The 26338-nt window shown below is 31.6% G+C and carries 27 protein-coding genes; 18 read left to right on the top strand and 9 right to left on the bottom strand.

The window, feature by feature from the left end:
- Positions 1–59: 59 nt before the first annotated feature.
- From H526_RS0118055 to H526_RS29535, 7 genes are all read right to left on the bottom strand, one after another.
- Positions 60–1094 (bottom strand): M12 family metallopeptidase, encoded by a 1035-nt coding sequence (locus H526_RS0118055; RefSeq protein ID WP_027394281.1) that lies wholly within the window; start codon positions 1092–1094, stop codon positions 60–62.
- Positions 1095–1210: 116 nt separating this feature from the next.
- Complete coding sequence (locus H526_RS0118050) at positions 1211–2413, bottom strand: hypothetical protein (protein WP_027394280.1); 1203 nt, start codon at positions 2411–2413, stop codon at positions 1211–1213.
- A gap of 110 nt (positions 2414–2523) precedes the next feature.
- Complete coding sequence (locus tag H526_RS0118045) at positions 2524–3297, bottom strand: outer membrane lipoprotein-sorting protein (protein ID WP_027394279.1); 774 nt, start codon at positions 3295–3297, stop codon at positions 2524–2526.
- 17 nt (positions 3298–3314) lie between these two features.
- Entirely contained in the window at positions 3315–5687 is a 2373-nt protein-coding gene (locus H526_RS29540) for an efflux RND transporter permease subunit (RefSeq protein ID WP_051336228.1), read from the bottom strand.
- A 171-nt stretch (positions 5688–5858) separates the two neighbouring features.
- The gene (locus H526_RS0118035) at positions 5859–6455 is read right to left on the bottom strand and encodes a TetR/AcrR family transcriptional regulator (RefSeq protein ID WP_027394278.1); all 597 of its coding nucleotides are present in this window, start codon (positions 6453–6455) and stop codon (positions 5859–5861) included.
- Positions 6456–6862: 407 nt separating this feature from the next.
- Entirely contained in the window at positions 6863–7372 is a 510-nt protein-coding gene (locus H526_RS0118030; RefSeq protein ID WP_027394277.1) for an SRPBCC family protein, read from the bottom strand.
- Between the two features lie 145 nt (positions 7373–7517).
- Positions 7518–8396, bottom strand: a complete 879-nt coding sequence (locus tag H526_RS29535; protein ID WP_027394276.1) for a DUF6503 family protein — start codon at positions 8394–8396, stop codon at positions 7518–7520.
- Positions 8397–8559: 163 nt separating this feature from the next.
- Between H526_RS29535 and H526_RS0118020 the strand changes: the two genes are divergently transcribed.
- The 6 genes from H526_RS0118020 to H526_RS0117995 all read left to right on the top strand — a co-directional run bounded on the left by H526_RS0118020 (position 8560) and on the right by H526_RS0117995 (position 12820).
- Entirely contained in the window at positions 8560–9438 is an 879-nt protein-coding gene (locus tag H526_RS0118020; protein ID WP_027394275.1) for an RNA polymerase sigma factor, read from the top strand.
- A gap of 105 nt (positions 9439–9543) precedes the next feature.
- Positions 9544–10047, top strand: coding sequence for an SRPBCC family protein (locus H526_RS0118015; RefSeq protein ID WP_027394274.1), 504 nt, complete (start codon positions 9544–9546; stop codon positions 10045–10047).
- Between the two features lie 21 nt (positions 10048–10068).
- Positions 10069–10683: an SRPBCC family protein gene (locus H526_RS0118010; RefSeq protein ID WP_027394273.1), complete on the top strand. Its 615-nt coding sequence runs from the start codon at positions 10069–10071 to the stop codon at positions 10681–10683.
- Between the two features lie 124 nt (positions 10684–10807).
- Positions 10808–11389, top strand: a complete 582-nt coding sequence (locus H526_RS0118005) for a TetR/AcrR family transcriptional regulator (RefSeq protein WP_027394272.1) — start codon at positions 10808–10810, stop codon at positions 11387–11389.
- Positions 11390–11439: 50 nt separating this feature from the next.
- Positions 11440–11910: an SRPBCC family protein gene (locus H526_RS0118000; RefSeq protein WP_027394271.1), complete on the top strand. Its 471-nt coding sequence runs from the start codon at positions 11440–11442 to the stop codon at positions 11908–11910.
- Between the two features lie 16 nt (positions 11911–11926).
- Complete coding sequence (locus H526_RS0117995) at positions 11927–12820, top strand: hypothetical protein (protein WP_155839729.1); 894 nt, start codon at positions 11927–11929, stop codon at positions 12818–12820.
- Positions 12821–12930: 110 nt separating this feature from the next.
- Here the strand turns inward: H526_RS0117995 and H526_RS0117990 are convergent, their stop codons facing one another.
- Positions 12931–14322, bottom strand: coding sequence for a hypothetical protein (locus tag H526_RS0117990; RefSeq protein WP_027394269.1), 1392 nt, complete (start codon positions 14320–14322; stop codon positions 12931–12933).
- A gap of 95 nt (positions 14323–14417) precedes the next feature.
- On the opposite strand from H526_RS0117990, the gene H526_RS0117985 reads away from it, so the two are divergent.
- The 12 genes from H526_RS0117985 to H526_RS0117935 all read left to right on the top strand — a co-directional run bounded on the left by H526_RS0117985 (position 14418) and on the right by H526_RS0117935 (position 25325).
- Positions 14418–14780: a VOC family protein gene (locus H526_RS0117985; protein ID WP_027394268.1), complete on the top strand. Its 363-nt coding sequence runs from the start codon at positions 14418–14420 to the stop codon at positions 14778–14780.
- 138 nt (positions 14781–14918) lie between these two features.
- Entirely contained in the window at positions 14919–15584 is a 666-nt protein-coding gene (locus H526_RS0117980) for a DUF2461 domain-containing protein (protein ID WP_027394267.1), read from the top strand.
- On the top strand, positions 15584–15946 hold the full coding sequence (locus tag H526_RS0117975) for a TfoX/Sxy family protein (protein WP_027394266.1): 363 nt from the start codon (positions 15584–15586) through the stop codon (positions 15944–15946). The genes H526_RS0117980 and H526_RS0117975 overlap by 1 nt, the downstream gene beginning before the upstream one ends.
- 98 nt (positions 15947–16044) lie before the next feature.
- Entirely contained in the window at positions 16045–17259 is a 1215-nt protein-coding gene (locus tag H526_RS0117970; protein WP_051336227.1) for an ABC transporter permease, read from the top strand.
- Complete coding sequence (locus H526_RS0117965) at positions 17256–17924, top strand: ABC transporter ATP-binding protein (protein WP_027394264.1); 669 nt, start codon at positions 17256–17258, stop codon at positions 17922–17924. The genes H526_RS0117970 and H526_RS0117965 overlap by 4 nt, the downstream gene beginning before the upstream one ends.
- Positions 17925–17951: 27 nt before the next feature.
- The gene (locus H526_RS0117960; RefSeq protein ID WP_035086021.1) at positions 17952–18338 is read left to right on the top strand and encodes a thiol-disulfide oxidoreductase DCC family protein; all 387 of its coding nucleotides are present in this window, start codon (positions 17952–17954) and stop codon (positions 18336–18338) included.
- 149 nt (positions 18339–18487) lie between these two features.
- Positions 18488–20167 (top strand): helix-turn-helix domain-containing protein, encoded by a 1680-nt coding sequence (locus tag H526_RS0117955; protein WP_162144505.1) that lies wholly within the window; start codon positions 18488–18490, stop codon positions 20165–20167.
- Between the two features lie 143 nt (positions 20168–20310).
- The gene (locus tag H526_RS31890; RefSeq protein ID WP_155839728.1) at positions 20311–20463 is read left to right on the top strand and encodes a class I lanthipeptide; all 153 of its coding nucleotides are present in this window, start codon (positions 20311–20313) and stop codon (positions 20461–20463) included.
- A gap of 212 nt (positions 20464–20675) precedes the next feature.
- On the top strand, positions 20676–20828 hold the full coding sequence (locus tag H526_RS31885; protein WP_155839727.1) for a hypothetical protein: 153 nt from the start codon (positions 20676–20678) through the stop codon (positions 20826–20828).
- Positions 20829–20965: 137 nt separating this feature from the next.
- Positions 20966–22189 carry a lanthionine synthetase C family protein gene (locus H526_RS0117945; protein ID WP_027394261.1) on the top strand — a complete coding sequence of 408 codons (1224 nt, stop codon included), beginning with the start codon at positions 20966–20968 and terminating at the stop codon, positions 22187–22189.
- 17 nt (positions 22190–22206) lie between these two features.
- Positions 22207–24441: a lantibiotic dehydratase family protein gene (locus tag H526_RS0117940; protein ID WP_035086019.1), complete on the top strand. Its 2235-nt coding sequence runs from the start codon at positions 22207–22209 to the stop codon at positions 24439–24441.
- Positions 24441–25325, top strand: coding sequence for a thiopeptide-type bacteriocin biosynthesis protein (locus tag H526_RS0117935; protein WP_027394259.1), 885 nt, complete (start codon positions 24441–24443; stop codon positions 25323–25325). The genes H526_RS0117940 and H526_RS0117935 overlap by 1 nt, the downstream gene beginning before the upstream one ends.
- Positions 25326–25429: 104 nt before the next feature.
- Here H526_RS0117935 and H526_RS29530 read toward each other — a convergent pair.
- Positions 25430–26338, bottom strand: a 909-nt coding sequence (locus H526_RS29530) for an Ig-like domain-containing protein (RefSeq protein ID WP_035086017.1), incomplete at its 5' end; no start/stop codon positions are given.

Here is a 26338-nt window from a genome sequence, read left to right as displayed (position 1 = left end):
AAAGCCTTAGGTATTATAGACCTAAGGCTTAAAACAATTTATTAATATGATATTATAGATTATGCATAATACCAAGCCCCATTAACATAAACTACTTCTCTCCATCCTCTGGAGCTGTAGTAGTACCATTTATCATTATATCGGTATACTCTTAGTCCATAAACTGTATAGTATTGTCCATTTTCATAAGTCGGTTCACCACCGCCGTCTCCACCATCGGGATACATTTTATCTATTCCTTCTAAATCAGCAGTAGACAATGCATTTCTCTGTACAGAGTATGTGCTTCCGTCTTTTTTTGTAATTGTTGGCTGACCGTTCTTAGAGAATGAATACGCTCCATACATCATAATTGATCCAAAATCTAAAGAACTAGTATATTCGTCTCCGTCATATCCTTGTTCTACATAGGTTTTAAAGTTGAAATCTCTACCAGATTGAATATTTTGAAAATTAATAGTTACATATTGATCTCTATCGGCTCTACTTTGTTCGTGCCATAATCCAACAGCATGACCAATTTCGTGAATAGTGTTTCCAGTACTGCAACCACTTGCTAAATTGATGTTTTGTCTTCCACCTACCATTCCTACACTTGATGAACATCCACTGCCAGGTCTAAAGTATATGTAGTTGGATTCGTTAGTTCTTTCAATAAAAGTAAGATTCGTATTGTTTTCCCAGCTAGCAATTGCATTGGTAACTCTAGCTTTATTAGGAAGATCATTTGCTATGGTATAGTAAACTTTATTATCAGGCCATCTTCCAGAGGTACGTCCAACACTTCTGCTTAAAGAAGGATCTTGTCCGTCTTCTAATACAAAATTAGAGTCTTCTGTATAGACTTCGTCTTTAGGAAGAATAATGTCACCTTCAAAAATTCTTTTTCCGTCTACTAGTTCATAGTTGATAGGTAATCCTGCATAAAAACCTTCTTCGGTTGTTCCAATTTTGTCAAAATTTGCTCTTTCGGCGCCATCAAAGATTTGATTGTCAGGTTCTAGGTTTTCTAGTTCAGAAATTGGTTCATTTTCTGAACATGAGAGTACGGCAAAGGCTGCACTCATCAATAAGATTGATTTGTTGATTTTCATTTGAGTTTGTGTTTAAATTATTAACAATATGTTAAACCCAAATGATTATTAAATATTATTTTTTTGTAACAAATTAACTTTTGATTAAAAAAAATAGTTAAAATGTTCAACTTAGTTTAGAAATATTTTGAAATTGAAATTCTAAGAAAACTGTCTTCTCTAAAGTTTGATAATATAAACTCGTTTGGGTCTATATTGCTAAATACTCTAGCTTCGACCGCTGCTGTCCAAGTACTTCCGAAACGTCTAGAAGCTTCTAAACTGAAAATTTTGCTACTAGATTCTAGATCAGCAATTCCACCTATTAGTATGGAAGTATCCTGAGTATCATTAAATGCGATACGACTTCCTATGAAAATATCATTTTGTAACGCATTTAATGCAAGTGTATCACGTTCATCATATAAGTATTCACCTAAGATACCAATGTCTAAACCATCTCCATCAATATTGGAAAATGTGTATTCTAAGCCAGCAACCAGAGCAAAGAAATCCTGGACATCCGCATGTCTATAGATAGATTCTAGTTTCCATAAAAAAGCATCATGCGTAATTTGTAAATCTAACCCTGTTTGGTTAATTACTGGATAAAATGCATTGATATTTCCTAGGTTATCAAATGTAAATAAGGGTTCTCTACCTGTTCCGTAAAAGTGAGATATTCCTATATCTAAAATACTGAAGTAATGTTTCCAGCGAAATGCAATATCTTGTCGCCATTCTTCTGCACTACTTTCATAAGTTAAATCGTTTTTATCAATTACAACAGGAAATCTTAGTCTTCCTTTGGTGCCTGAAAAAGTTCGTTTCCTATGATAAGGAAGATAGAAAAAATCAAAAGAACCAAATTTTTCAGTAGTCCAAGTAAATTGAGCCATGGGTTGCCCTAGCTTTTCTTCTCCGTCGAAAGTTTCTACGGCATCTGTTTGATTAATAATATCGACTAAGTGATTGCTTTCAGTTACGCCCCAGTATACTTTTTTTAACCCAAGACTTAATTCCCAGTTCTTATTAGCTTTCTGGTAATAGAGTTCTCGGATATCCCAATGTGTTCTTTCATCATCAACATCAAGTCTGAAAAACCCTTTAAAATTAATGCTTTCATATCCTTTATTCCATGCTATCGAATATTCTGGTGTTATACCTAACGAGGGAAAATGATCTTTTTGCCCCTCAAAAAGGGGATTGTCATAAAAATAGCGGTATTCTCCTTCTAATTCTAATTCAAAATCTTGGGTAACTTTTTTATCTTCTTCTTGTGCAATTATAAGTATGGTATGTAGTAGAGTAAGAAGAAGTAAATAGGGTTTAAATTTCATTTTTATAATATTATTAAGCACACATAGACCGTCTTTATTACTAGAAGGACATTTGGTAAAGAGTAAGATCAGAACTAAAAACGTGTCTTATGTGTGCTAGGATTTTGAGATTATTTCCCAGCTCTTTTAAGAGCTACTTGTGTAAAATCATCTTCGGATAATTCGGATTCGAAATTGTAATCACTAAATTTTAATTGTGTTTCTTTATTGCTTTGGTGATTTACCATATCTAAGGTTAATGCTCTCCAAAATTTACCTTTATATAATTTATAATCACTGTAGGTAAGTGTTTTTAGTAAAGAGTTTTTGCGATCGTAGAATTCTACTTTTTCTAAACGATATGCTTTATCTTTGTTATAGGTAACTACTCTCCTTGTATATCCGGATTTTGGATCTACAGGATCTTGTTCTACGACAAGTAAATTCCCGTTTTCTTCCAGAAATTTATAACTATATTTTTCTACTTCCTGAGAGGAGAGATCTTCATAGGCAAATTCGCTACCTACAAAAGGACCAGACTTATTGTTTGATGAAATTCTTTTCACTCTTTTTATGGATGGTAAAAAAAGCCATTGATCGTCTGACCCTATTTTGTGTGTAAAAGTAAGTGTTGAAGTTCCTTTTACATCTTTAGGGCTATTAAATACAATCATGGATTTATCACCATCATCAGACTGTTCTAAGGTTCTAGTAATTAATAAACGTTCGCTTGTTTGGCCATTTTTATTTTTTAAAGTCATTTTTAGATTTACTATCGAACTATTAAAACCTTGATCGGCTTTGTCGGCTTCTTTGGCAATTTGTAAACCTCGTTCTTCTGCACTTTGTGCTTGTGTCATGGAAATGCTTAGTAAAGCGATTCCTGTTAAAATTAATTTTTTCATTATTTTATTTTTTAAAATTATTTGTCAAGTTGTATTTGTGGTTTTAAATCTTTTACAGCATCTTTTGATTCATTCTTTTTACTAGTTAGAATAAGAAGTGAAGGAAGCAGTATAAAATCGATGATTAAGGCTGATGAGATTATGATTAATGTAATTCTTGCCATATAGCTGTTTAATGCAAAAGAAGAAGTAGAAAGTACTGCGAATCCTGCTAGTAGGACAATAGTGGTAGTTACTAAAGCTTTACCTACTGTTTCAAAAGCATAAATCACAGCTTCTTTAGCATCATAACCTAATTCTCTTCGAGCTCGTAAAAACTTACTCATAAAATGAACAGTGTCATCTACTATGATCCCTAATGTCATTCCGAATACGATTACCATTCCTGTATTAATTTGGGCTTTATATAGGGCCCAGAAACCAAAACCAACTAAAACAGGAGTTACATTTGGAATAATACTTAGCATACCTAATTTGAAATTTCTTAATGCAAACATTAATACAAGGGATATTAAAATCAATGCAATAATATTACCAGTAAACATACTGTCTGCTTGTCTAAAACCAAGTGTAGAGAACATTAATGTTGGACTCACACCTATTGCGTGCATTGGTTTTGGTGTATTGTTTTGTAACCAAGTTTCTGCACGATCTGCAAAAGCGATCATATCAGCACTTTTAATATTTTCGATGGTGACAGTTACACGTGTTTCCGATTTATCTACGTTAATTTGATTGTTTAAATCCAATCCGAATGGAAGAGATAATTCATATAGCAATAAGTATTGAGCTGCTTCTTCACGACTTTTTGGGATCTTATAATAGTTTTGATCATCACCGTGCATAGAACGATTTACTCTTCTAGCAACTTCACTAAAAGCGTTTACATGTACAACTTCTGGTTGTTCATTGAGCCAATTTTCGAATTCATTTAGTTTGTTTAGATATTGTGGGTTGTTAATCCCTCCACTTTCTCCGCTACCTACAGAGAATTCTACATTATAGATACCTGTTAGGTTTTCACTGATATAATCAGTATCGGTTCTAAACGTAACAGTCTCATCAAAATAGTTAATAAACTCATCGTTAAACCTATTTTTTGTGGCTAAAAATGTCAAAATACCAATAACAATTGTTGAGATAATTGTAAGTCTTACGGGTTGTTTAGCAACCGTATGTCCTAAAGAGGTATACCAACTTATTTTTTCTGAAGTTGCTATTTCCTTAGTTTTTACTTTTATTGGTAATATTGCCATTAAAGCGGGCAGTGCTGTAGTGGAATATAGGAACGCCATAGTCATACCGAAAGCGGTAATATTTCCTAAATCCCAGAATGGCGGAACATCTCCGAAATTCATAGTTAAAAACCCAATGACTGTGGTTAAGCTAGTAATGAAAACTGGCATGAAATTAAGTCGCATAGATTCTACCAATGCATCTTTTTTGGAGAATCCATCTTTTCTCATTTTCTGAAGCATGGTGATCAAAATGTGAATACTATCTGCAACCGCTAATGTTAATATCATAGTAGGAAATACAGAAGATGGAGGAGTTAACTTTATACCTGCTAATCCAACAAATCCAACAGCACTCATAATTGAAAATATAACTACTACAAAAGTTGCAATAGTACTATAGATATTTCGTGTAAGAATGAAGGTTGTAATAATAACAATGATTAACATAATCATGGTCAGCATAAGGTCATTCATAGAGGATTCGAAGAATGCCGTATTTAATGGAACTAATCCAGAAGAATGGATTTCAAAGTTTGGATACTTATTTTTAAAATCTGAAATAGTACTGCGGATGAAAGCGGTAACTTCTGGTATTTCTTTCGCACTATCTTCACCAGGCAGTCGTACTGTTACGTTGATTGCTGTTACTGTGCCGGTTTCATTAAGAATACGATTTACCAAAAGTGGTTCTTTTAATGCTTTTTCTTTAATTACTTCAATTTCTGCTTCAGTTTTGTTAGAAGATTCATAGGAAAGATCGTCTACATAGAGATCATCACCTTGAGCACTAGTGTATTGGAAATTTGTAACAGCATCTACCCGAGAAGAGTAAGGGGTGTTCCATGCTTGGGCAGTAAGTTCTTCTATTGCAGTTAAATTTTCTCTTGTGAAAATATCGCCATTAGACGGTGTTAAGACTATTACAACATTGTCATCCTTGGTATATTTTTCTTGTAGAGCATCGAATGCTTCTAGTTCTGGATTTGATTTACTGAAAAAGACATGATAATCTCCATCAAATTCCATTTTTCCTTGCGAACCTAACCCCATCGCTAAGATTAAAGTTGTGATCAAAACTGGCCATTTGAATTTGATAACAAATTCTGCCCATTTTTTTGAAAAAGCATTGCCTAATTTTCTTATTGTATTCATTTTTTTAAATTTAGTTGACCAGTCGACTATATGTCATGTTATGTTGACTTAGTGTGATTTATGATTGTTTAATATATTGACGTTTTAATTTATTCTACTTGGACAAATTTTGGTTAAATTTTTGAAATAAATTAATAATTGACCAGTCGTCTATTAATAGAATAAAAAAAATTATTTAATTAATAAGTGTGTTACCATATTCAGATGATTATCGACAGGGTATGAATCCTTCATTTCTTTCATTGTTATCATCGCCCCTTTTCCTGCATCTTCAATAAATCCAACTAGATCCTCTGCATTAATAGAAGAATTTATTTCGCCGGATTGTTGGGCTTCTTTAACAACCTTGGTTATTTCAGTTTTCACCAAATTATGTCTATCTAATACAGCATTCCTTATGTTTTCGTTATGCTCAGACATTTCATTACTCAAATTACATCCAAGACATCCCATTTTGCATTCTAATTGTTCTTTTAAAACTTTTATACGGAATTGGTAAAAGTTTAGTAGACGTTCTTTAGGAGACCCATCACTATTTTGAAGAATATCCAAGGCAGGAGAAAATTGCATAGTAAAGTATTTATCCAATGCTTTTATTGCAAAATCTTCTTTACTATCAAAATAAAAGTAAAAGGAACCTTTTGGTACATCTGCTGCTTTTACAATGTCGTTTACACTAGTGCCATTATAACCTTTGGACCATATGATCTCTACCCCTTTTTCTAGGAGATAATCCGCTTTGATTTCGTGTTTTAAGGTCTTTGACATTTTGATTTTTGAAAGATCAAAATTATGACCACTCGTCTAGTAATTCAAAATTTATTGTGTTAAAGTTTTGTTTATTGTGTTTAAAACACTGAAAATAAGAAGATTAAAATAAATGTCAATTAACCATTCCATTTCTTAAAATCGTTTCCTCCGTTGGTTTTTATTGTTTTGATATGATAGTTTTTAGAAGTGTACATAGCTTTTAGCACTTTAACATAACTTTGGATTATTAACTCAAGTAGAAAGAAAAATAAATTTTATATATGGAAGATTTAGTTGATATATTTATGTCAGTCTGAGCTTGTCGAAGATGGTTAAAACAATTTTTTTATATTATACTACGACAGGCTCAGTGTGACAATGGGGATGTTATGTTTCAAACATCATTTAAAGGCATCAGATCAAAACTATTTTACTGCGGCAATTGCCACATTGGCAATCATCTCACTAGCAGATTGGTTTAAAAATCCTAAGAATTGCTTTTCAGTCATTTGTGGGTTTTTCATAAACTGATCATAGTTACTGGTCCATACAATCATGGATTTTTGATATCCTAGGTCTATTACCTTAAAGTTGTTAATCATTCCTTTTGTGGGAACACCTTCTACTAATGCATATGTATAAGTGCGATTTTGATCATCAAACGCGATAATACTTTCTTTAAAGTATCCTTGTCCGTCTGCGGATGTACATACTCTTTGGCCACCGATTCCTTTTTCACCAGTCCATTTTACTTTAGAAATAGCAGACGAATATTTATCAATATCATCTAACTGTCTTAATTTATCCCAAACATTATCGGCAGAAGTATCTACAACCTTTGTTAAGGTGATATTGGCATTAGATTTTTGAGCATTAATATTCCTCGATCCTAATAGTATTATTACTAATAAGCATAAAAATTTTGTAAGTTTCATGATGTATTATTTTAAAAGTTATTACACTTTTTAGATTCTATAAAAAAGAAAGTGTGACAGCTTTAATAGAATTAGCAATATCAGTGTCATATGTAAAAAGGGATACCGCCTGGTATCCCTTTTTATACTAGTTTCTTAAAATTGCTTAGATTTTAAGGTCTTCCGGAGTAAATCCGTTATTAAATTTTATGTTGGTAGAAATCTCAGATAAAGATGGCTCTTTAGGATACTCTCCTTTTTCATTGGGGATATATGCATATCGATGTGTAGATACTTGTATACCATCAATTTCGGTATATGTTACTTTCATTAATAATACAGTCTCATTGATTCCCCAAGCTGGTAGAGAGAAATAGAATTGATCTATCAGTTTGGTTTCCGGATTTACGTAAAGAATATAGGCATCATTGGCTTCTTTACCCGTTTTTTGTGGATCATAGGCTACGGAGACCTTATCATATACTTTTCCGTTAATGGTTTCCTGACCTTTGTATTCATAAATGGTTCCGGGATCGCCAATTTTAAAGTTCATCATAAACCAGTAATAGTTTACCTGACGTAGGAAATCGGAAGTTCCAATCATTTTTTCATCAGTCATCGGTTTACCGTCCATACTTACTGAAGCTGTTCCTTTAGAAAAATTCTGTACGATGGTCTGTTCACCTTCAGGTAGCACATTTACTTGATGTGTGGCGTATTTACCCCAAGAATATTCGCCATCAAAAATATAGCGTTCGATAGAAACGTCTTTTTTTCCATCTGCTTGCTCGTAGGTATAGGTGTATTCTACATCCTTAAGATTCCAAATGTTGTTCCAACCTCCAGAAGCTTCGGCAACTGCATTAATAATAGTTTTAGGTTTAGTGACATCATAAGTAATTTCCTTTTTCTCAGGTTGCTTTTCTTCTACAGTTTTAGCGATTGAAGTTTCCGTAGTTAAATTCTCTTCTTTTTTCTGATTACAACTTAGTAAAGTTACCGATGTGCAAAGTATTCCTAATTTAATGAATTGTATGGTTTTCATGGTTTTGGTTTTAAGTAGTTTGTTCTATAAATTAAAGATACTAATAGCCTATCTAATATACTGTTAATCCAATGGTAAACTCTTTGTAAAAGTGAAGTGTCAAATTAGTATCTTTAATAGTTGTCACACATATTGTTTTGTTGCATCCAAGTAAAAAATAATCATGGAGAATCCTTTTTTAAAAGAGTATAGTGGTGATACTACAGATATTCAATTAGTTAATGAAGCTAAATCAGGTAATAAGAAATCTTTGGAGTTCTTAGTCCTAAAACATCAACCATATATCTACAATATTGCTTGGAAAATGGTTAAAAATCCTACTGATGCAGAAGATTTGACACAAGAAGTAAATATTAAAGTGATTACTAAGCTTTCACAGTTTAAAGGAGAAAGTTCGTTTAGAACTTGGCTTTATAGAATCGTTGCTAATCATTTTTTAATGTCTAAACGAAAACCAGCAGAGACGGTACTTGATAGTTTTGACACTATGGAACGCGCTTTAAGTAATACTCCTGATGTTGCATTGACGGCATTGGAGCAAGAGGAAAATAAGAAGGTAATTCGTGAAATGAATTACATGTGCATGAGTGGGATGTTACTGTGTTTAACTAAAGAACAGCGAATTACATTTATACTTGGAGAGATGTTCAATGCAGATCATACTATAGGCTCAGAAATTTTGGGAATATCTAAGAGTAATTTTAGGAAACGATTATCAAGAGCTAGAGCAGATATTTTTAGTTTTATGAATAATAAATGTGGATTGGTAAATAAAAACAATCCCTGTCGTTGTCATAAAAAAGTTACGTATGCTATAAAAGGCAGGGCTATAGACAGTAAAAATTTGTTATTCAATCGTGAGGAGTATTCTGAATTTAGAAATCTATTAAAACCTCAGGCAGATACGATGTTAGATTATGTAGATGATAAGTACGCTCAGTTATATCAGAAACTTCCATATAAAAACAATTTTGATAAAAGAACATTTTTAGAAGACATTGTGAATGATGAACATGTAAAGAAGCTTATGAATCTCAATTAGAAACTGCTAGGTATATATGTAAAACCCAAACAAAAAGTTTGGGTTTTTTTATGCTTGTTTGTCACACCGTTTTCTGATTTGCATCTAAGTATAAACTAAAACAAGATGAAGATTAAAGAAATAATTAGTATAGATGCTCCCGCAGCAAAAGTTTGGGAAGTGTTGTGGAAAGACTATGGACAAGTATGCGATTGGGCAAGTACTGTAAATCATTCCGAAAAACGTGAAGTACCTAATACATTAGAAGGAGGGCGAAGTTGCCATTCTACTTGGGGTGAAATTAGTGAAATTATAGAAAAAGTGGATGAGCATAATATGACATACACTTATTACGCGGATGGATTACCAGCTATGATGAAGAGCGCTAGAAATACCTGGAAAGTTCATAAAAGAGGTGTAAATACCTCGGAAGTTTCGATAGACCTCGAAATAGAACTTGCAACGATACCAAAAGCATTGATGAGTTGGATGATAGTACCCAAGTTGAAAAAAGATATTATACAGACTATGGTTGATCTTCGGTATTATTTAGAAACAGGTAAACAGACAGCTGCGAAACTGAAATCCGATGTAAAGTATTTTAAAAAGCATCCTTTAAAAACTGTTTAGTATTAGATCAAATTATAAATTATGAAAGCAACAATGAAAACTTGGATTTTGGGAACCTTTATGTTCATATGTAGTACGGTTGCTTTTTCGCAGAGCATGTCGAAGAAGCATCGAATCATTAAGGTAGAAATAGAAATTAAAGCATCACCAGATAGAGTATGGGAAGCTATGGTATTGGATTATGGGGAGATTTCTAATTTTTCTCCATATATATACACCTCTGATTATATTAATGGATCATTAAAGGGTGAACTCGGTGCCAAACGTAAATGTAGTTTTAATGAAAAGGGTACACGTTGGACACATGAAAGAATTGAGGAGATTGATAATGAGAATAAGGTGATGCGCAATATAGTAATTGATGCAGAAAAGTTTCCGTTGGATATAGATAATTCGCAGGCCTATTATAGAGTTAGAGATAATGGGAATGGAACTTCTACGGCCTCTTATGAGTTTCAGTTTAGAACGAAACCGGCATTTATCGGAGCAATTGCGAAAGGGAATTTTAAAAAAACGCTGATAGGAACGCTGATAGGTCTAAAACATTATGTTGAGACTGGAGAAAAAGTAAATGCAAGTAATGGAAGGTATAAGGAAATTAAAAAGAGATATCCAGAAGTAAAGGTGGTTAAGTAATAATTATTTTAGTAGGATAACTAAAGGGTTTGTCATAGTTAATGACAACCCTTTTAGTTAAATTATATATTAAAATAAACCAATTGGTCTAATTTATAAAAACATTTTATATATTTGCTTTGCAATGGGATATAAGCATAATAAAGAAGAGATTTTAGAGGTCGGATATCAGGTAATCCGAAAGAACGGATACCATCATGTGGGAATCAACCAAATTCTTAAGGAAGCGGGAATACCAAAAGGATCTTTTTATAACTTTTTTAAATCTAAAGAAGATTTTGCAAGACAGGTAATTCAATACTATGGAGAAGGAAATAGGAAATGGCTTCAGGATATATTTCAAAAATCAGAGGAAACACCTATTAATACCTTAAAGTCATTTTATAAGTTATTAATTGGATATAACGAAGAAGATAATTTCTGTAGTGGATGTTTGATTAACAATTTAGGGATTGAAACAGGAAGATTATATGATTCATTAGCTGAAGAAACAAAGGAACAATTTGATCAATGGCTGGATGTAATAGCTGAGGTTGCCAGAAAAGGTCAGGAAGTAAAGGAAATAACAAATAGTTTTACTCCTAAAGAAATAGCTAATTATTTGCATTCAGGATTTTATGGAACATTTTTCAAGATGAAAGTAGAAAGATCTAGAAAAGATATGGATACTTGGTTAGAAATGACTTTTAAGTTTATAAGAGCTTAATATTTTTTTAAAATTAAAAAAGTAGAACGGTCTAATTAAAAATATATGTTATGAAAACATTAGATGTAAATCAATTTACCAATGCTCCCAAGCAACTTGAGATAGGGAGGTTTATCAATGCACCAATCGATAAGGTTTGGGATGTAGTTTCTGATCACAAAGGAATGACATCTTGGATGCCAATGATCAAAGAAGTAGATCTTACTATAGCCAATCAAAGCGGTGAATGGAAAGAAGGATGTGAGCGGCATTGTCAATTCGGTCCTGACTTATTAGAAGAAAAAATAGTGCATTGGGATCCGCCATATGGGTACGCATATATGATCGCAGATATGCATATTGTTAAGAATCATTTGGGCTATTTTAAGCTTATTGAAAAAATGGAAGGAACAGAGATCATATGGACTCAATACTATGATCCTAACGGAAATATTATAAAAAAATGGATGGCCAAAAATGTCATGTTACCATCAGTAATGAAGAAAGCTTTAAAAAATTTACAAAAGAAAACCAGTGTTTAATTTAAATCCAAGAATCATGAAATTATTTATCAAATTGATATCTCTTGTAACAGCTATTTTGATCATTCAATCCTGCTCATCTGTTGATTTACGAAGTGACTACTTAATAAGTAATCCTAATCAAACAGAAGCAAAAGGAAGAGAACTTTTACAGGCTTCTATGGAAAAAATGGGATACGATAATTTTTCCAAAACAGATGTATATGAAGTAACGGCGCAATTTAACTGGAAAAAAGGATGGTTAGTTATGCCTATGAACGCTTTTCCAGGGAATAATAAAAATGATCTTCAATTTCGTTTCGCTACTAACACTTTTGATGGGCAGTTGCAATACCTCGAAGGAAGAAAAAAAGGAACTATACAGGGATTACAATCTTGGCAAGGATATAAAATCAAAGATAAAACTAACGAAATAAAAAAGCATGAACACGATCGATATATTTGGGGATTGGCAACCTATCATTACATATTAGAATCACCATTTAGAATGTTAGATGCAACGATTATTAGGTATGCAGGAGAAAAAGAGTTCGAAAATAAACAGTATGATTTGGTATATGCTACTTGGGGGTCCGAGGAACCTAATGATCAATATGATCGTTGGCTAATTTATATTAATAAAGAAACTGGTTTTATAGATCTTACAGAAGTCACGATAAATGATTTTTTTATTACCATGCCAAAAGGTTTACAACATGGTACCGTTAGATTTGATCGTGAAAAAACAGATTCTGGAGCATATTTACCTAGCAAAATAAGTATACAACTACTGTCACCTAAGAAAGAAGATAGTTTTGTGTATTATTTCACATTATCTAATTACAAGTTTGATGGTTTTAATAAAGAGATTTTGTACCCCATAGAAGGGTTACCAATGTATGGAAACTCTAAACCTGATGAATCTGATTAATAAAGTTGTATAAATCACTTAACAAGCCTGTAGTTTTGCACTATGGGCTTTTTTATCTACTACCGGTAAAAATCTAACTAATTTATTTCTCTTTTGGAAACTTAGAACACTTAATATTTTTGATCGATCCATTCATTAAAATTGACATATCCTATTATAAATTTTGGAATAGGATCTTCTTTTAATCGGAAGGATAATTCCTGGAAAGCAATTTCCTTATCTTTTTCCGAGTACTCGACCGTTTTGGATAATAATTTTAATATCAGCATCTCATAGGAAGCTATGTTTTTTCGTTTTTTAATATGCTTCTTAATAGCTGTAATTAAATACCTTAAAGTCAATCCATTTCCTAGTTCATAATGAACTAAAAGGTTAAGCCAATAAGTGTATGTAATCAAATCTTTTCGATCCTTTTTTGTTTGATTGTTTAAGATGTTGTTAATCCAGTGAAGTGATTCTTTATAGTCTTTTTTCTGAAAATAAATGGTAGAAAATTGAAAGCGAAATGATAGCCAGTAATTATAAGGAATAACTTTTTTGTTTTGTCTAATAAAGGTTTGGATATTTTCGATTACCTCTTGTGTGTTGTGCAGATCTTTTAGATATCGATGAATTTCAAGCTCGATGTTATAAAGACGAAGTTTTTCTTTAATTAATGAAGCAGAATTTGAGTTGATTTCTTGTGCTTTCTGTTTTAAAACCAAGATCCTAACAAAAGCTTCTTTATGTAATTTTTTAAAGACAAGATATCCTAGATAGTTATTGTATACAGAGAAATAGGTAGTAAAATATTCTTTGAGTAACTCAGGCTGCTGTTCCCATTCTTTTAGTAGTTTTTCTATGGTATTTTTTGCTTTTTCATATTTTTTAGCGGCAAGTTGTTTTCTGTATAGGTGTAAGGTTTTTAGTGTTTTATTGTGTAAGTGATTTGTTTTTTTGTGAGAAAAAGATGAGTTTATGGGGTCGACATTAGCTAATAGAAGATTGCTGTATTCAACAGCAGAATTCAGTGAGTTTTTCTGTTCAACAATAATAATTTTTAAAGAATCAAAATCCTGAGGGTATAATGCCTGATGTACTTTTCTTTTCCAGTCTTTAATTTGAAACAATACAATATTTTGCTGAAAATTAATTGCTTTTTTTTCTGCACGTTTTAGTTCACTGTTGCAAATAGTATATAGACCTTTATGAAACAGAATTTCTACATTGCGGATGATGTCTATTAATTCAGCCTGTATAGAAATCCTAGCGTGATAATTTCGCAAAGACTGTAAAATACGTTGTTTTAAATAGTTTTTTATAGTAGTTAATTGGTTTACAAAAGATTTGTTTGCAAATGTTTCTTTTATTATAGCCTCGTTATATGTTTTTTGTTCTTCTATCGCATTAAACAACAATAGGTATTCCGAGTCTTCTCCGCCTTTTGAGCTAAGTCTGAAATAACGTTTTTCACTTTTACTTAATGATTTAATTAGGTAGAATAATTCTTCGTTCTTTTTCATTTTAGAAACCTATGTTTTGTCAAAAATAATGTTTTTCTAAACGATCCTTATCATATACCTTTGAGATATTCTTAATCAATACAAAATATATTATTATGTCGAATGCAATTAGTTGGTTTGAAATACCAAGTACCAATTTTGAAAGAGCCGTGAAATTTTATAATGAGCTGTTAGGTGCAGAATTACAACCGATGGAAATGGAGTTTAAAATGGCTTTCTTTCCATATCAAGAAGGCGGTGTCGGGGGATGTATCACTCATGGAAATGGCAATACACCTTCTCAAGAAGGGACCTTTGCATATCTTAGCGGAGGTGATGATTTGGCTATTCCATTAGCTCGTGTGGAAAGGGCTGGGGGAAAAATTTTAATGCCCAAAACTTCTATTGGAGAAAATGGCTTTATGGCTGTTTTCCTGGATACAGAAGGTAATCGAGTGGCATTTCATTCTATGTCTTAACATATAAAGAGCTATCCGTTAGAATGAAATCAAAGCGCCTGTAATTTTTGTGTTTACAAACAGATAGAAGTTATACGTACGCTTTGATTTCGTTCTAATTTATGGTTTGACTATATTTAAATATTAATAACTTCACTTATGCAATATTTTACTGAAGATTTTGTAAACTTTTTTAAAGAACTTGAACAAAATAATCATAAAGAATGGTTTCATGCTAACAAGAAAAGATACGAGTTAAGTATTAAGAAACCCTTCGAGGTTTTTGTAGATAGGATGATTCAGGAAATACAAAAATATGATCCTACCTTAGAAATAGAGGCAAAGGATTGTATACTTCGTATTAACAAGGATATTCGTTTTTCTAAGGATAAAACTCCATATAATATCCATTATACAGCATTTGTATCTAGAGGAGGTCGCAAGGATAAGAGCGTTCCGGGAATGTTTTTACGATTTTCCCCAGAAATGGTAGGTGTGATGGGAGGGTGTTTTGGTGTTTCGAAAGAACAATTACACGGTATACGAACTAAAATTAGCCAAGATTCTTCAGGATTTAGAAAATTATTAAATGACAATGATTTTGTTCAAAAATTTGGTAGTATAAAAGGACGAGCACTAAAGCGTGTCCCTAAAGAGTGGAAAGAGGCTTATGAAAGAGAGCCTTTAATCGCTAATAAGCAATTTTATTTTGTCGGCGAAGAATCTCCTGCGCTTATTACCAGTGAATCTCTGATAGATAAGCTTATGGATTATTGGCAGGTAATGCGTCCAATAAATGAATATTTAATCAAAGCAATATATTAATGGCGTATAATGAATATTTAGCGGATAGAATCAACCAGATTTTTAGAGATAAAAGAGCTAACTTTTACACTAAAAAAATGATGGGGGGCCTTTGCTTTATGGTGGATGATAAGATGTGTTGTGGGATTCATTATGACAAAAAAAAGGAAACAGATTTACTGATGGCCCGCATTGGAGAGGAAGCATATAAAAATGCTATAAAAAGAGAAGGGTGTTACCCTATGGATTTTACTGGTAGACCTATGAAAGGGTATGCATTTGTTACTCCAGATGGGTTCGATTTAGATAAAGACCTAGAATATTGGATACAATTATGTCTGGATTTTAACCCTATTGCAAAAAGTAGTAAAAGAAATAAATAGTTAGTTTTTGGTTTTGAATATTGGTAAGGTTCGAAATTACAGAAATATACTATTATTAATTAGTGTAATCATATTCTTGCTATAGCGACCTAAGAAATATGTCAAATCAAGTTTTTAATAAAACCAATGTATTTATTGCATTACAATATCTTTCTGCAAGAAAAAAGCAAAGCTTTTTAGCTACTATTGGTGTGTTATTGGGTGTGACTACTTTTATTGTAATGATTAATTTCATGACTGGTGTCAATGACTTTTTGGATGATGCAGTTTTTAATGGTAGTCCAGATATTATTGTTAGTAAAAAAACAAACACCGAATTAGAAAACAATTCATTAGTACCGTCTAACTATATAGAAAACGGTGAAAGAATCAATATGTTTTTAGCAAATCATGAAAATGTACAATCTTTTGCGCAACAGATAATTTCACCAGCAATTTTAATTAGTGATACAAAGCAATTTCCAGGAAGTATCAATGGTGTTTTTCCTGACCAAGAGCAAACCGTGGTTGATCTAGAAAGACGTTTGATAGTAGGAGAAGGTTTTTCTAGTTTGTTAAATGAAAATACAATTCTTTTAGGGATAAGCTTGGCAAAGAGATTAGAAATATCCGTTGGTGATACGATTAAAATGATACTTCCCAATGGAAAGAATCAAGCGTTAAAAGTTTCTGGTATTTTTAGTTTCGGGATAACCACTATTGATAATGTTAGAACATATGTTTCTGCAAGTACTTTGCGAAATTTATTAGGAAATGAAAATGGTATAACCAATATTCATATTAAGCTAAAAGACAGAAATAATGTGAATCTTAAGGAAGATCTCATAAAGAACATAGATACAATTACCACAGAAGATTGGAAAGATAGTAATAAGACTATTGTAATAGGGAATAAGGTTCGTGATATCCTTACTTGGTCTGTTTCTTTTGCCTTACTCTTAGTTGCTGGATTTGGGATCTATAATATTCTAAATATTACAGTAATTCAGAAGAGAAAGGATATTGCAGTATTAAAAACTATTGGATATTCTAGCAATGATATTGTTTTTATTTTTTTAATACAATCATTGATCATTGGAGTTTTAGGAGCATTTTTTGGCGGAATTTTAGGGTATGTAATTAGTTATATGATTTCGACAACACCATTGGATACTTCTGATTTCATCATTGTAGATACATATCCTATTAATTTTAGAATGTCTTACTATATTTTAGGGTTTTTGTTTGGTGTTTTGACCACTATTGTTTCTGGATATTTCCCTTCTAGAAAAGCAAGTAAAGTGGATCCGGTAACAATTATTAGAGGAATATGATATTAGAGGCACAACATATTAACAAATACTTTCTTGATCCAGAAAAGCATCAGGTGTTAAAGAACATTTCTGTGTCAATTTCTGAAGGAGAGTTGGTTTCGGTTTTTGGAGAATCCGGAAGCGGAAAATCAACCTTGTTATATATCTTATCCACCTTAGATATGGATTTTGAAGGGAGTTTGAATATCCATAATCAGGATGTTAAAGACTTAACGCCTTCATCACTTACCGATTTTAGAAACCAACATATTGGTTTTGTATATCAGTTTCATTATTTACTTCCTGAGTTTGACGTATTGCAGAATGTAATGCTTCCAGCGATGAAATTATCAGAAAAGAGTAAAGAAGAAATTAAAAAAGATGCTTTTATCTTGTTGGAAGAAGTAGGTATGAAAGATTTTGCAAAGCGTCCATCATATCAACTTTCTGGAGGACAACAACAGCGAGTAGCGATTGCTAGGGCACTAATCAATGATCCTTCTTTGGTTGTAGCTGATGAGCCGACAGGAAATTTGGATCAGAAAAATTCTGAAATGATATTTGAATTATTAAAGGAAATTACCGGATCTAGAAATAAAGCGGTAGTAATTGCAACGCACAATCCTAAGATTTATCTTAATTCTCATCGTAGTATTGAAATGATTGATGGTTTTATACGACTATAGGGTTGTAAAAACTTAAAAATCAATAAAATGGAAACTTCTTTAAACAAAAGTATTATTATATTCGATGGAGAATGTAATCTGTGTAATGGTGTAGTTGGTTGGTTAATGCAATTTGCTCCAGAAGATCTTTTCCATTTTACTCCGTTTCAATCACCTCAAGGTCAAGAATACCTAAAAAAATATGGATACCCTACAGAGCAATTAGATACCGTAATTCTTATTGATGAAAATGGATCTCATACACATTCAGACGGCTTTTTAAGAATTGTTTCTAAAATCCCAAAATGGAAAAGGGTAGCCGCTCTTTTAGCGTTTGTGCCAAGAATGTTACGTGATGGAATTTATAAATTAGCTTCTCGTAATAGAGTAAAGTGGTTTGGACAATCACAAAGTTGTACGATCAATTTTAGATAAGGGAGCTCCTTTTTCAGAATAGGACATTCTAAACAGCTTAAAAAGAATCATTACATTTGGATGATCACACAATATCAATCTGAATGTTTTTTTTTGTTAATAGATATATCCCAAAGTTTCTACTTTATTGTTTGTTTGTATCCGGTGTTTTGACGTTAAAAATTCAAGCTCAGGAAAAAGGTTCAATAGTAGTTGATAGTTTAGAAAACAAAACTTTTACAGAATTAATTGATTTGATCAAGACTTCTAAGATCAATGAAAGTGTAGCTTATGAAATCGCTCTAAATAAATCTAGGAAACCAAATACAAATCTTGCCATTGTATATTCCGACATTGGATATTATTTCTATAAGAAAGAAGAGTCGGAGAGGAGTATATCTTATTTAGATAAAGCTATAAAAATTGCTTCAGCCAATAATGACGATAAAACCCTATGTGAGGCATATAAACGTCAGGGGAATTCTTATTTACAAGATTGGCAAAATCAAGAAGCAATAGATGCGTATCATCAGGTCTTAGAAATGGCGCAAGAAAAAGGGGATCTTAAAAATGAGATTGTTGCTAAATCCAATATTGCTATAGTTTTAAGGCGCATGAATCAGTTGGATAACGCATTGGTTGATTGTAATAAATTACTAAGTTTTATTGATAAAACATCATTTAAGAATGGTAAAAATCATGTTAATGTACTCACTATTATTAGTGAAGTGTATTTGGATTTGGAAAAATTTGACTCTGTTCTTAAGTATACTGATATAGGTATAAAAATGAGTGAACTTTTGGATTATCAAATAGCTATTGCTGATTTATATATTAAAAAAGGTATTGTTTTTTATCAAAGTAAAGATTTCAATCAAGCGTTGAATTTTTTATATAAAGCAGAAGGTATTTTAAAGAACCTGAAGGTTAGTAAAAGATCAAATCAATGGATCAACGTTAATTATTTTTTGGCAAGTTATTTTTACGATATTAAATCTTATGATAAAGCTATTAATTATCTACTAGAAACTATAAATGCTTTAAAAGAAAGTGATTTAAGAAAAAATAGAATCATTGATGCACATGTACTTTTGGCTAAAAGTTATAAGGAGATAGGAGATGGGGATGCATCTATTCATTGGTTTACTAGACACCAAGAATTACAAGATCAATTCCAAAAAGATAAGGACAAAACTGTTAACAAAATATATGATCAAAACACTCAACAATTGGGCGATCAAATAAAAAAATTAGAAAGTAAACGGGTAAAAGAACAAAAGTATAAGGAATATATTTCTGGAATTTTGGCATTGGTTTTTTTGATAATGATTACGGTATTAATAGTGTATTTTAGAAAACAAAAATCGAATAAAATTGTATTTAACGAGCTTGTAAAAAAAATATCAGATCTAGAAACTAAAGAGAAAATAGAATCTACTGATAGAAAAGACGTAGCAAAAGAGATTTTAATAGATGATGAAAAAATCAACGAAGTTCTCAAAGGATTGCTTAAGATGGAAGAACAAGAATATTTTTTGAGTTTAGACTGTAATTTAAGGTCGATTGCAAAAAAGGTAAAAACAAATGCTACGTATCTTTCTAAAATTATTAATACCTATAAAGCGAAGAGTTTTAATGATTATATCAATGATCTAAGAATTGATTACGCTCTTAAAAGATTAAAGAATGATAAAAAATTTAGATCATTTTCTATTAGTTCCATTGCATCAGAAATAGGATACAAGAGTGATAATTCCTTCACAAAACATTTTAAGGCTAAAACAGGACTTAATCCGTCGTATTATATAAAAAATATAGAGAAACTTCACCCTAAAGTACAAAGTGTTTAATATAAGGAAATAAACACCGCATTTTGAACAAAATGCGGTTTATAAACTATGATTTTGTAATGATAAAAATTATATTTCATCTATCTAATTTTACGATTTTGTAATGATATCAGTTGGTATTTTGATCGTTTAAATATTATACAATGAAAAAACAGTTAAAGAAAAAGGTAACCTTGAAAAGGCTTACTATTGCTAGAATTAATAATGCTGGGTTGCGCCAAATTAAAGGAGGTGATTGTTTACCGACGGAACACGCTGATTCTGATGTACGTTGTGACCATAGTCATATACCTTAGTCAAATAGAAATAAAATATAGGGCCCCGTAAAATTACGGGGCTTTTTTTGCTCCGTATTTTATCCAAAATGAGGAAACTATGTTTTTTTGCTTTCCTACTCTGTGTTAATTTGGTTGTAGAATCAAAATGGAATATTTAGAATAATCAATTTTGGTATGGGGAAGCCGAAAACCATAAACAGAGTAGGTAATTTTAAAAATTATACAATATCATGAAAAAATCATTGAAAAAATTGGAGCTTAAAAAACAAACGATTAGTGACTTAAACCTTAATAAAATAAAGGGTGGTATTGATCCAACACATTGTTGTCCTACCCTAGATGCTTTTAATAGCTGTCCTCCTCCAGGAAGATATTGTTTCTAAAACCAATGGGTCATACTTTGACATATTTTTAAAAATGATGTCATACTATAGATCTAAATACAAGTTTTTTTAATACTTTAAACGCGAAAACTGCCTTAATTGGGCAGTTTTTTTATAGTACTATTTAAGAAAAGCAAATGAATACACTTAAACCTCTATTGTTAGATAAACTGGAAAGAATAAGTACCATTCTTTCCGAAAATTATAAGACGAATGAACATGTTGGTGTTTTATCAGGTATTTCTGGAATCGCATTGTTTAATTTTTATTATTCTAAGTTTACTAATCAAGAATCTCATGCTGATATAGGAGTAGAAATGATATCTTCTGTAATTGAAAAAATTAATGAAGGATATAGTTTTCCTACTTTCTGTACTGGAATTGCCGGAGCAGGTTGGGTGATAGAATTGTTAGAGGAAGAAGAGTTTATTGATATAGATAGTGATGAACTTCTATCGGATTTGGATGCTTATTTAAGCAGTGCTATCGTACAAATGGGAGAGAAAGATAAATTTTATGATTTTCTTCATGGAGTAATAGGGATTGGATTTTATTTTTTTAAAAGATATCAGAGGACAAAATCTGTAGATTTAAAAGAATACTATAAAGTAAAACTTTTAGAGATTGTGGCTTCTCTTAAAAGAGCTGCTATTAAAGAGGATGGTATGATGAAATGGGAGAGTTATCTAGACGAAAATAAAGAAATTAGAGGATGTAACTTAAGTCTCTCCCATGGAATGTCTAGTATTATAAACTTTTTATCACGTTTGGCAATTTATGATGACTTTTATGATGAAGTAATGCCTGTAATAGAGAAAGCTACACAGTTTATTCTATGTAATGAAAACAAAGATGTATCTTGTTCTTCTTTTTTTCCAAGTTGGGTATATCAAGGCAAGGAAAAGAATAGTGTTGAGCGATTGGCATGGTGTTATGGGGATTTAGGAATTGGCTTAACCTTATGGCGGGTAGGAAACGTTTTAAAAGATGATACAATTATTCAAAAAGGAATTGACACAGTGGAAAACTCCTGTAAAAGAAGAGATCTTATAGAGGCTAAAGTAAAAGATAACGGCCTATGCCATGGTACCTTTGGTATGGTACAGATTTATAATTATATGTATAAAGAAACAAAAAAGACAATATTTAAAGAAACAGCCGATTTTTGGATGGAAGAAGGGCTTAAAATGGCAATACATGAAGATGGATATGTAGGTTATAAACAATGGTTTGGTGGAACGGATGAAGGTTGGAGAAAAGAAATCAATTTATTAGAAGGTGTAGCAGGAATTGGACTGAGTATAATTTCTTATTTGGCACCATTCGAGACGAAATGGGATGAGTGTTTATTAATCAGTTAATTCCAAATAGCAAAACTATGAGCTATAAAAACTTTTCTAAGTACGTTTTAAGAACACCACTCTTTTCTTTTTCATTTTATAAAGAGTTAACTAAAAACGAAGAATTAAGTGAAGAAGAACTAAAAATAGTTTGTACGGATAAAATTGTTAAAGAAGCGATTTTTTTAGCATCTCCTTCATTATATCAGGAGTTTGAAAAGTGGCTAAAAGGAGAAATAAAGGAGAAAGCAGCATCAGAACATATGATGTATTCTGTTTTGAAATATCTTAGTAGGATGTCTTCTAGATGTACGCCATTTGGTCTTTTTGCCGGTACTGCGGTTGGAGAATTTTCTAACATCACATCCATAGAACTTTCTGATAAATCAAAGAACAATCGGCATACACGATTAGATATGAATTATCTGGTAGCGTTATCACAGGATATTGTAAAGGATAAGAAAATCCGGAATCAACTCTTGTTTTACCCTAATACCAGTATATATAAAGCAGGAAAACAACTTAGATATGTAGAATATTCTTATGTAAATAGTAAAAGAGTGCATCATATTGTTGCTGTGGAGGACTCAGAATATTTACAAAAAGTACTAACTAAAGTAAAAAAAGGAGCATTACTTAGTGATTTAGCAGAAGTATTAATAGACGATGAAATTACCTATGACGAAGCTTCTGGATATATCGATCAATTGGTAGAAAGTCAATTATTAATTAGTGAATTAGAACCTTCTGTTTCTGGACCAGAATTTTTAGATCAAATAATGCCTGTTCTACAGAAATTATCAGGAACTGATCATATTGTTTCCGAATTAGAAAATGTTCGAGAAACATTAGAACATATTGATAAAAATATCGGGAATTCGGCTCAGGAATATATCGATCTTAGCGAATCTCTTAAGAAGTTAGAAACTGGTTTTGAGTTAAAATATATGTTTCAAACGGATATGAGTTTATCGGTGGAGAAGAACACACTGAGTTATGATACGATAAGAAAAATAAGAAGAGGGTTATCATTACTTAACAAATTGACCTTGCCTCCAAAAGAAACATTTATTTCTAGATTTAAATCAGCTTTTTATGAACGTTATGAGAGTAGAGAGGTGTCTTTATCAAAAGCGCTTGATGTAGAACTAGGAATTGGTTTTTTACAAGATAAAGACTCTGGAGATGTGAGTCAGATTATTGATGATCTTTTACTGCCATATAAACAAGAAAAAGTAGCTGTAAAAGAGGTTAAATGGTCTTCGATACAATCAATTCTTCATAAAAAATTAGTGTCGTCTATAAAAGAAGGAAAACATTTATTAGAACTTACAGATAAGGATTTTGAAGGATTAGAAGAAAACTGGCAGGATTTGCCAGATACGATTTCTTCTATGGTAGAATTAGTAGAAATAGATAGTGCACAAAAAATAGTAATGTCTAGTTGTGGAGGCTCGAGCGCAGCCAATTTATTGGGTCGTTTTTGTCACGGTGATGAGTCTTTAAATACCTACACTCAGGAAATAATTGATTTAGAAACCAAGTTAAATCCGGACAAAATTTTAGCAGAAATAGTGCATTTACCCGAATCAAGAGTTGGTAATATTTTGATGCGGCCTAATTTTAGAAAATATGAAATTCCTTATTTAGCAAAATCTATTATTACTGACCAAGATCAACTTTTGTTAGATGATTTAATGATTTCTGCAAGCCCAAGAGGTAAAGTAAAATTACGTTCCAAAAAATTTAATAAAGAAGTAGTTCCCCATTTAACAAATGCCCATAATTTTTCGAGTAATGCTTTACCGATTTATCAGTTTTTAGCAAATATGCAAACGCAAAATGTAAGAAGTGGAATTGGTTTTGATTGGGGACCGTTTTCGGAGGAGTATGATTTTTTACCAAGAGTTGAGTATAAAGATGTTATATTCTCTAATGCAACTTGGAATATTTCATCATTAGATATCGCTGATTTATTGAAATCTCAAAAGGATGATGATGAATTTAAGATCGAATTACATAAAATTATTGATGCTAAAAAACTACCTCAATTTGTACTACTCGTAGATGGAGATAATGAATTGTTAATTAATACGAGGAATATAACATCAATGAAAATGTTGCTGAATACAGTAAAGAAGAGAGAAAGATTTAAATTAAAGGAATTTTTGCATTCCGAAGATAGTTCTATAAAAGAAGGAGAAAATGCGTTTACAAATCAAATTGTGGTGTCTTTTTATAACGAAACTAAGCTAAAAAATATACAGAATTAATGGTTGATGTACAAAGATCCTTTATTATAGGTAGCGAGTGGTTGTATTATAAAATATACACTGGACCTAAAACCTCTGACCTGATTCTAACCGATATTATTAAACCAATTGCTACGCATCTTTTAGACAAAGGAATTATCGATAAGTGGTTTTTTATAAGATATAACGATCCAAAACATCATATTAGAGTAAGGTTTCACTATAATAAACCTGAAAATATTGCTGAGGTTATAAACACATTATATGGCTCGTTAAAAGAGTTTTCTGATGAAGATCTTATATGGAAAATACAATTGGATACATATCAAAGAGAGGTAGAGCGATACGGAGGAGAAACTATGAGTATCTCAGAAGAATTATTTTTTTTGGATAGCAGAATGATAGTGGATTTTTTAGATATGATTGACGGGGACGAAGGAGAAGAATTGAGATGGTTATTTGGCGTTAGAGCTATAGATCAATTGCTTCAGGATTTTGGTTATAGTGAAGATGATAAGTTGGCTTTATTGGAACGTTTAAAGACTGGATTTGGTGTTGAGTTTGGAATGAATAAGGGGCTTAAGAAGCAAATGGATAAGAAATTCCGAAATGAACATGATAAAATTAAAAATTTCCTAAGTTTTAAAAGAGATTCAGATCCAGATTACGCTCCGATTATTGATGCTTTAGATGAGAAAAGTATAAGTAGTAAAGATTTGGTTAAAGAAATATTGACGATTGTAGATAAAAATCAATTAGATGACATGATGAGTAGTTATATTCATATGCTTATGAATCGATTGTTTAGGTCTAAAAATCGTCTGCATGAAATGGTATTGTATGATCTATTATACAGAACCTATAAAGTAGCTTGGGGGATAAGAAAATTTAAGAATAAAACATAATAGATAGAAAAATAGAGTGTTATTTGAAAAGTTTGAGTTTTAATGCACTATATTTCAATTCAAGTAACGTAATTCTAATACAACTAAATACTCAAAGAATAATTTTATTCTTTGAGTATTTTTTTTGTTATCGAGTCTGTTTCAGAAATTATTCTCATTAAATATAAACCAGAATGAATTGAAGATATGTCAATGCTGTTAGTAATACTATTGGTATCTAATGTTTCGGAAAATATTAGTTTACCTTGAATATCAAAAAATTCAGCACGTTTTAAATTTAAACTGATTTCACCTGATATATTGATTGTATTTCTGGATGGTATTGGATAAATAGTAATACGATTTGATAGACTTTCGTCATTAATACCTAAAGTATTATCAAAATTAATTCTAAATTGAGTTGTAGTAATATTTCCATTGCCATATAGGTCTGTAAAACTGTTTGTATTGATATCAATAGTAACCGTTCCTGTTTCGGTTGCAGTGACCGTAGCTTGGTAGGATAATCCGTCACCAGAAAGATTACTTACAATTCCATTTTGAACAATAATATCATTTAAATCAAAATCATTGATTTCTTCACTAAAAGTAATAGTGATTTCAAATGAAGAATTACCTGTTGGATTACTTTCAGTAGAAGTAATACTTGCAGTTGGAGGTGAATTGTCTATGATAAATATATTCGCACTAGATGAGTTAACACATGTTCTGGCTATTGTATATGTAATGGTATAGGTGTTAGGTATTGAATTGGTTAGATCTATTTCTCCAGTGTTATTATCGATAACCAATCCCGCTGGTAAAGATGTAAAAACACCACCTGCTAACCCTGTTATTACAGGAGCTGTATTTGATTCAGTGGTTGAAAAAGAAGACGCTGGATATAAAAATGATGCATTATCTAAATCATTAATTGTAATGTCAAAATTAGATGAATTCGAACAAGTCCCATTAGTTGTATAGGTAACTACATAATCACCAGCATCACTATCCGCAATATTTATTACTCCCGA

Origin of the sequence: Aquimarina latercula DSM 2041, from assembly GCF_000430645.1 — a bacterium.
Classification (GTDB): Bacteria; Bacteroidota; Bacteroidia; order Flavobacteriales; family Flavobacteriaceae; genus Aquimarina; species Aquimarina latercula.
Note: the sequence above shows the minus strand (reverse complement) of the source record. Positions and strands in the feature narration are given on the sequence as shown.

What these genes read in the sequence shown, in the direction of transcription:
- H526_RS0118055 (WP_027394281.1), bottom strand. Translation starts at nt 1,094, where the DNA reads ATGAAAATCAACAAATCAATCTTATTGATGAGTGCAGCCTTTGCCGTA.
- H526_RS0117980 (WP_027394267.1), top strand. Translation starts at nt 14,919, where the DNA reads ATGCAATATTTTACTGAAGATTTTGTAAACTTTTTTAAAGAACTTGAA.
- H526_RS0118015 (WP_027394274.1), top strand. Translation starts at nt 9,544, where the DNA reads ATGAAGATTAAAGAAATAATTAGTATAGATGCTCCCGCAGCAAAAGTT.
- H526_RS0118035 (WP_027394278.1), bottom strand. Translation starts at nt 6,455, where the DNA reads ATGTCAAAGACCTTAAAACACGAAATCAAAGCGGATTATCTCCTAGAA.
- H526_RS0117995 (WP_155839729.1), top strand. Translation starts at nt 11,927, where the DNA reads ATGAAATTATTTATCAAATTGATATCTCTTGTAACAGCTATTTTGATC.
- H526_RS29540 (WP_051336228.1), bottom strand. Translation starts at nt 5,687, where the DNA reads ATGAATACAATAAGAAAATTAGGCAATGCTTTTTCAAAAAAATGGGCA.
- H526_RS0117960 (WP_035086021.1), top strand. Translation starts at nt 17,952, where the DNA reads ATGGAAACTTCTTTAAACAAAAGTATTATTATATTCGATGGAGAATGT.
- H526_RS0117945 (WP_027394261.1), top strand. Translation starts at nt 20,966, where the DNA reads ATGAATACACTTAAACCTCTATTGTTAGATAAACTGGAAAGAATAAGT.
- H526_RS0117970 (WP_051336227.1), top strand. Translation starts at nt 16,045, where the DNA reads ATGTCAAATCAAGTTTTTAATAAAACCAATGTATTTATTGCATTACAA.
- H526_RS0117975 (WP_027394266.1), top strand. Translation starts at nt 15,584, where the DNA reads ATGGCGTATAATGAATATTTAGCGGATAGAATCAACCAGATTTTTAGA.
- H526_RS29535 (WP_027394276.1), bottom strand. Translation starts at nt 8,396, where the DNA reads ATGAAAACCATACAATTCATTAAATTAGGAATACTTTGCACATCGGTA.
- H526_RS0117965 (WP_027394264.1), top strand. Translation starts at nt 17,256, where the DNA reads ATGATATTAGAGGCACAACATATTAACAAATACTTTCTTGATCCAGAA.
- H526_RS0117940 (WP_035086019.1), top strand. Translation starts at nt 22,207, where the DNA reads ATGAGCTATAAAAACTTTTCTAAGTACGTTTTAAGAACACCACTCTTT.
- H526_RS31890 (WP_155839728.1), top strand. Translation starts at nt 20,311, where the DNA reads ATGAAAAAACAGTTAAAGAAAAAGGTAACCTTGAAAAGGCTTACTATT.
- H526_RS0118010 (WP_027394273.1), top strand. Translation starts at nt 10,069, where the DNA reads ATGAAAGCAACAATGAAAACTTGGATTTTGGGAACCTTTATGTTCATA.
- H526_RS0118005 (WP_027394272.1), top strand. Translation starts at nt 10,808, where the DNA reads ATGGGATATAAGCATAATAAAGAAGAGATTTTAGAGGTCGGATATCAG.
- H526_RS0117985 (WP_027394268.1), top strand. Translation starts at nt 14,418, where the DNA reads ATGTCGAATGCAATTAGTTGGTTTGAAATACCAAGTACCAATTTTGAA.
- H526_RS0118030 (WP_027394277.1), bottom strand. Translation starts at nt 7,372, where the DNA reads ATGAAACTTACAAAATTTTTATGCTTATTAGTAATAATACTATTAGGA.
- H526_RS0117990 (WP_027394269.1), bottom strand. Translation starts at nt 14,322, where the DNA reads ATGAAAAAGAACGAAGAATTATTCTACCTAATTAAATCATTAAGTAAA.
- H526_RS31885 (WP_155839727.1), top strand. Translation starts at nt 20,676, where the DNA reads ATGAAAAAATCATTGAAAAAATTGGAGCTTAAAAAACAAACGATTAGT.
- H526_RS0118045 (WP_027394279.1), bottom strand. Translation starts at nt 3,297, where the DNA reads ATGAAAAAATTAATTTTAACAGGAATCGCTTTACTAAGCATTTCCATG.
- H526_RS0118050 (WP_027394280.1), bottom strand. Translation starts at nt 2,413, where the DNA reads ATGAAATTTAAACCCTATTTACTTCTTCTTACTCTACTACATACCATA.
- H526_RS0118000 (WP_027394271.1), top strand. Translation starts at nt 11,440, where the DNA reads ATGAAAACATTAGATGTAAATCAATTTACCAATGCTCCCAAGCAACTT.
- H526_RS0118020 (WP_027394275.1), top strand. Translation starts at nt 8,560, where the DNA reads ATGGAGAATCCTTTTTTAAAAGAGTATAGTGGTGATACTACAGATATT.
- H526_RS0117935 (WP_027394259.1), top strand. Translation starts at nt 24,441, where the DNA reads ATGGTTGATGTACAAAGATCCTTTATTATAGGTAGCGAGTGGTTGTAT.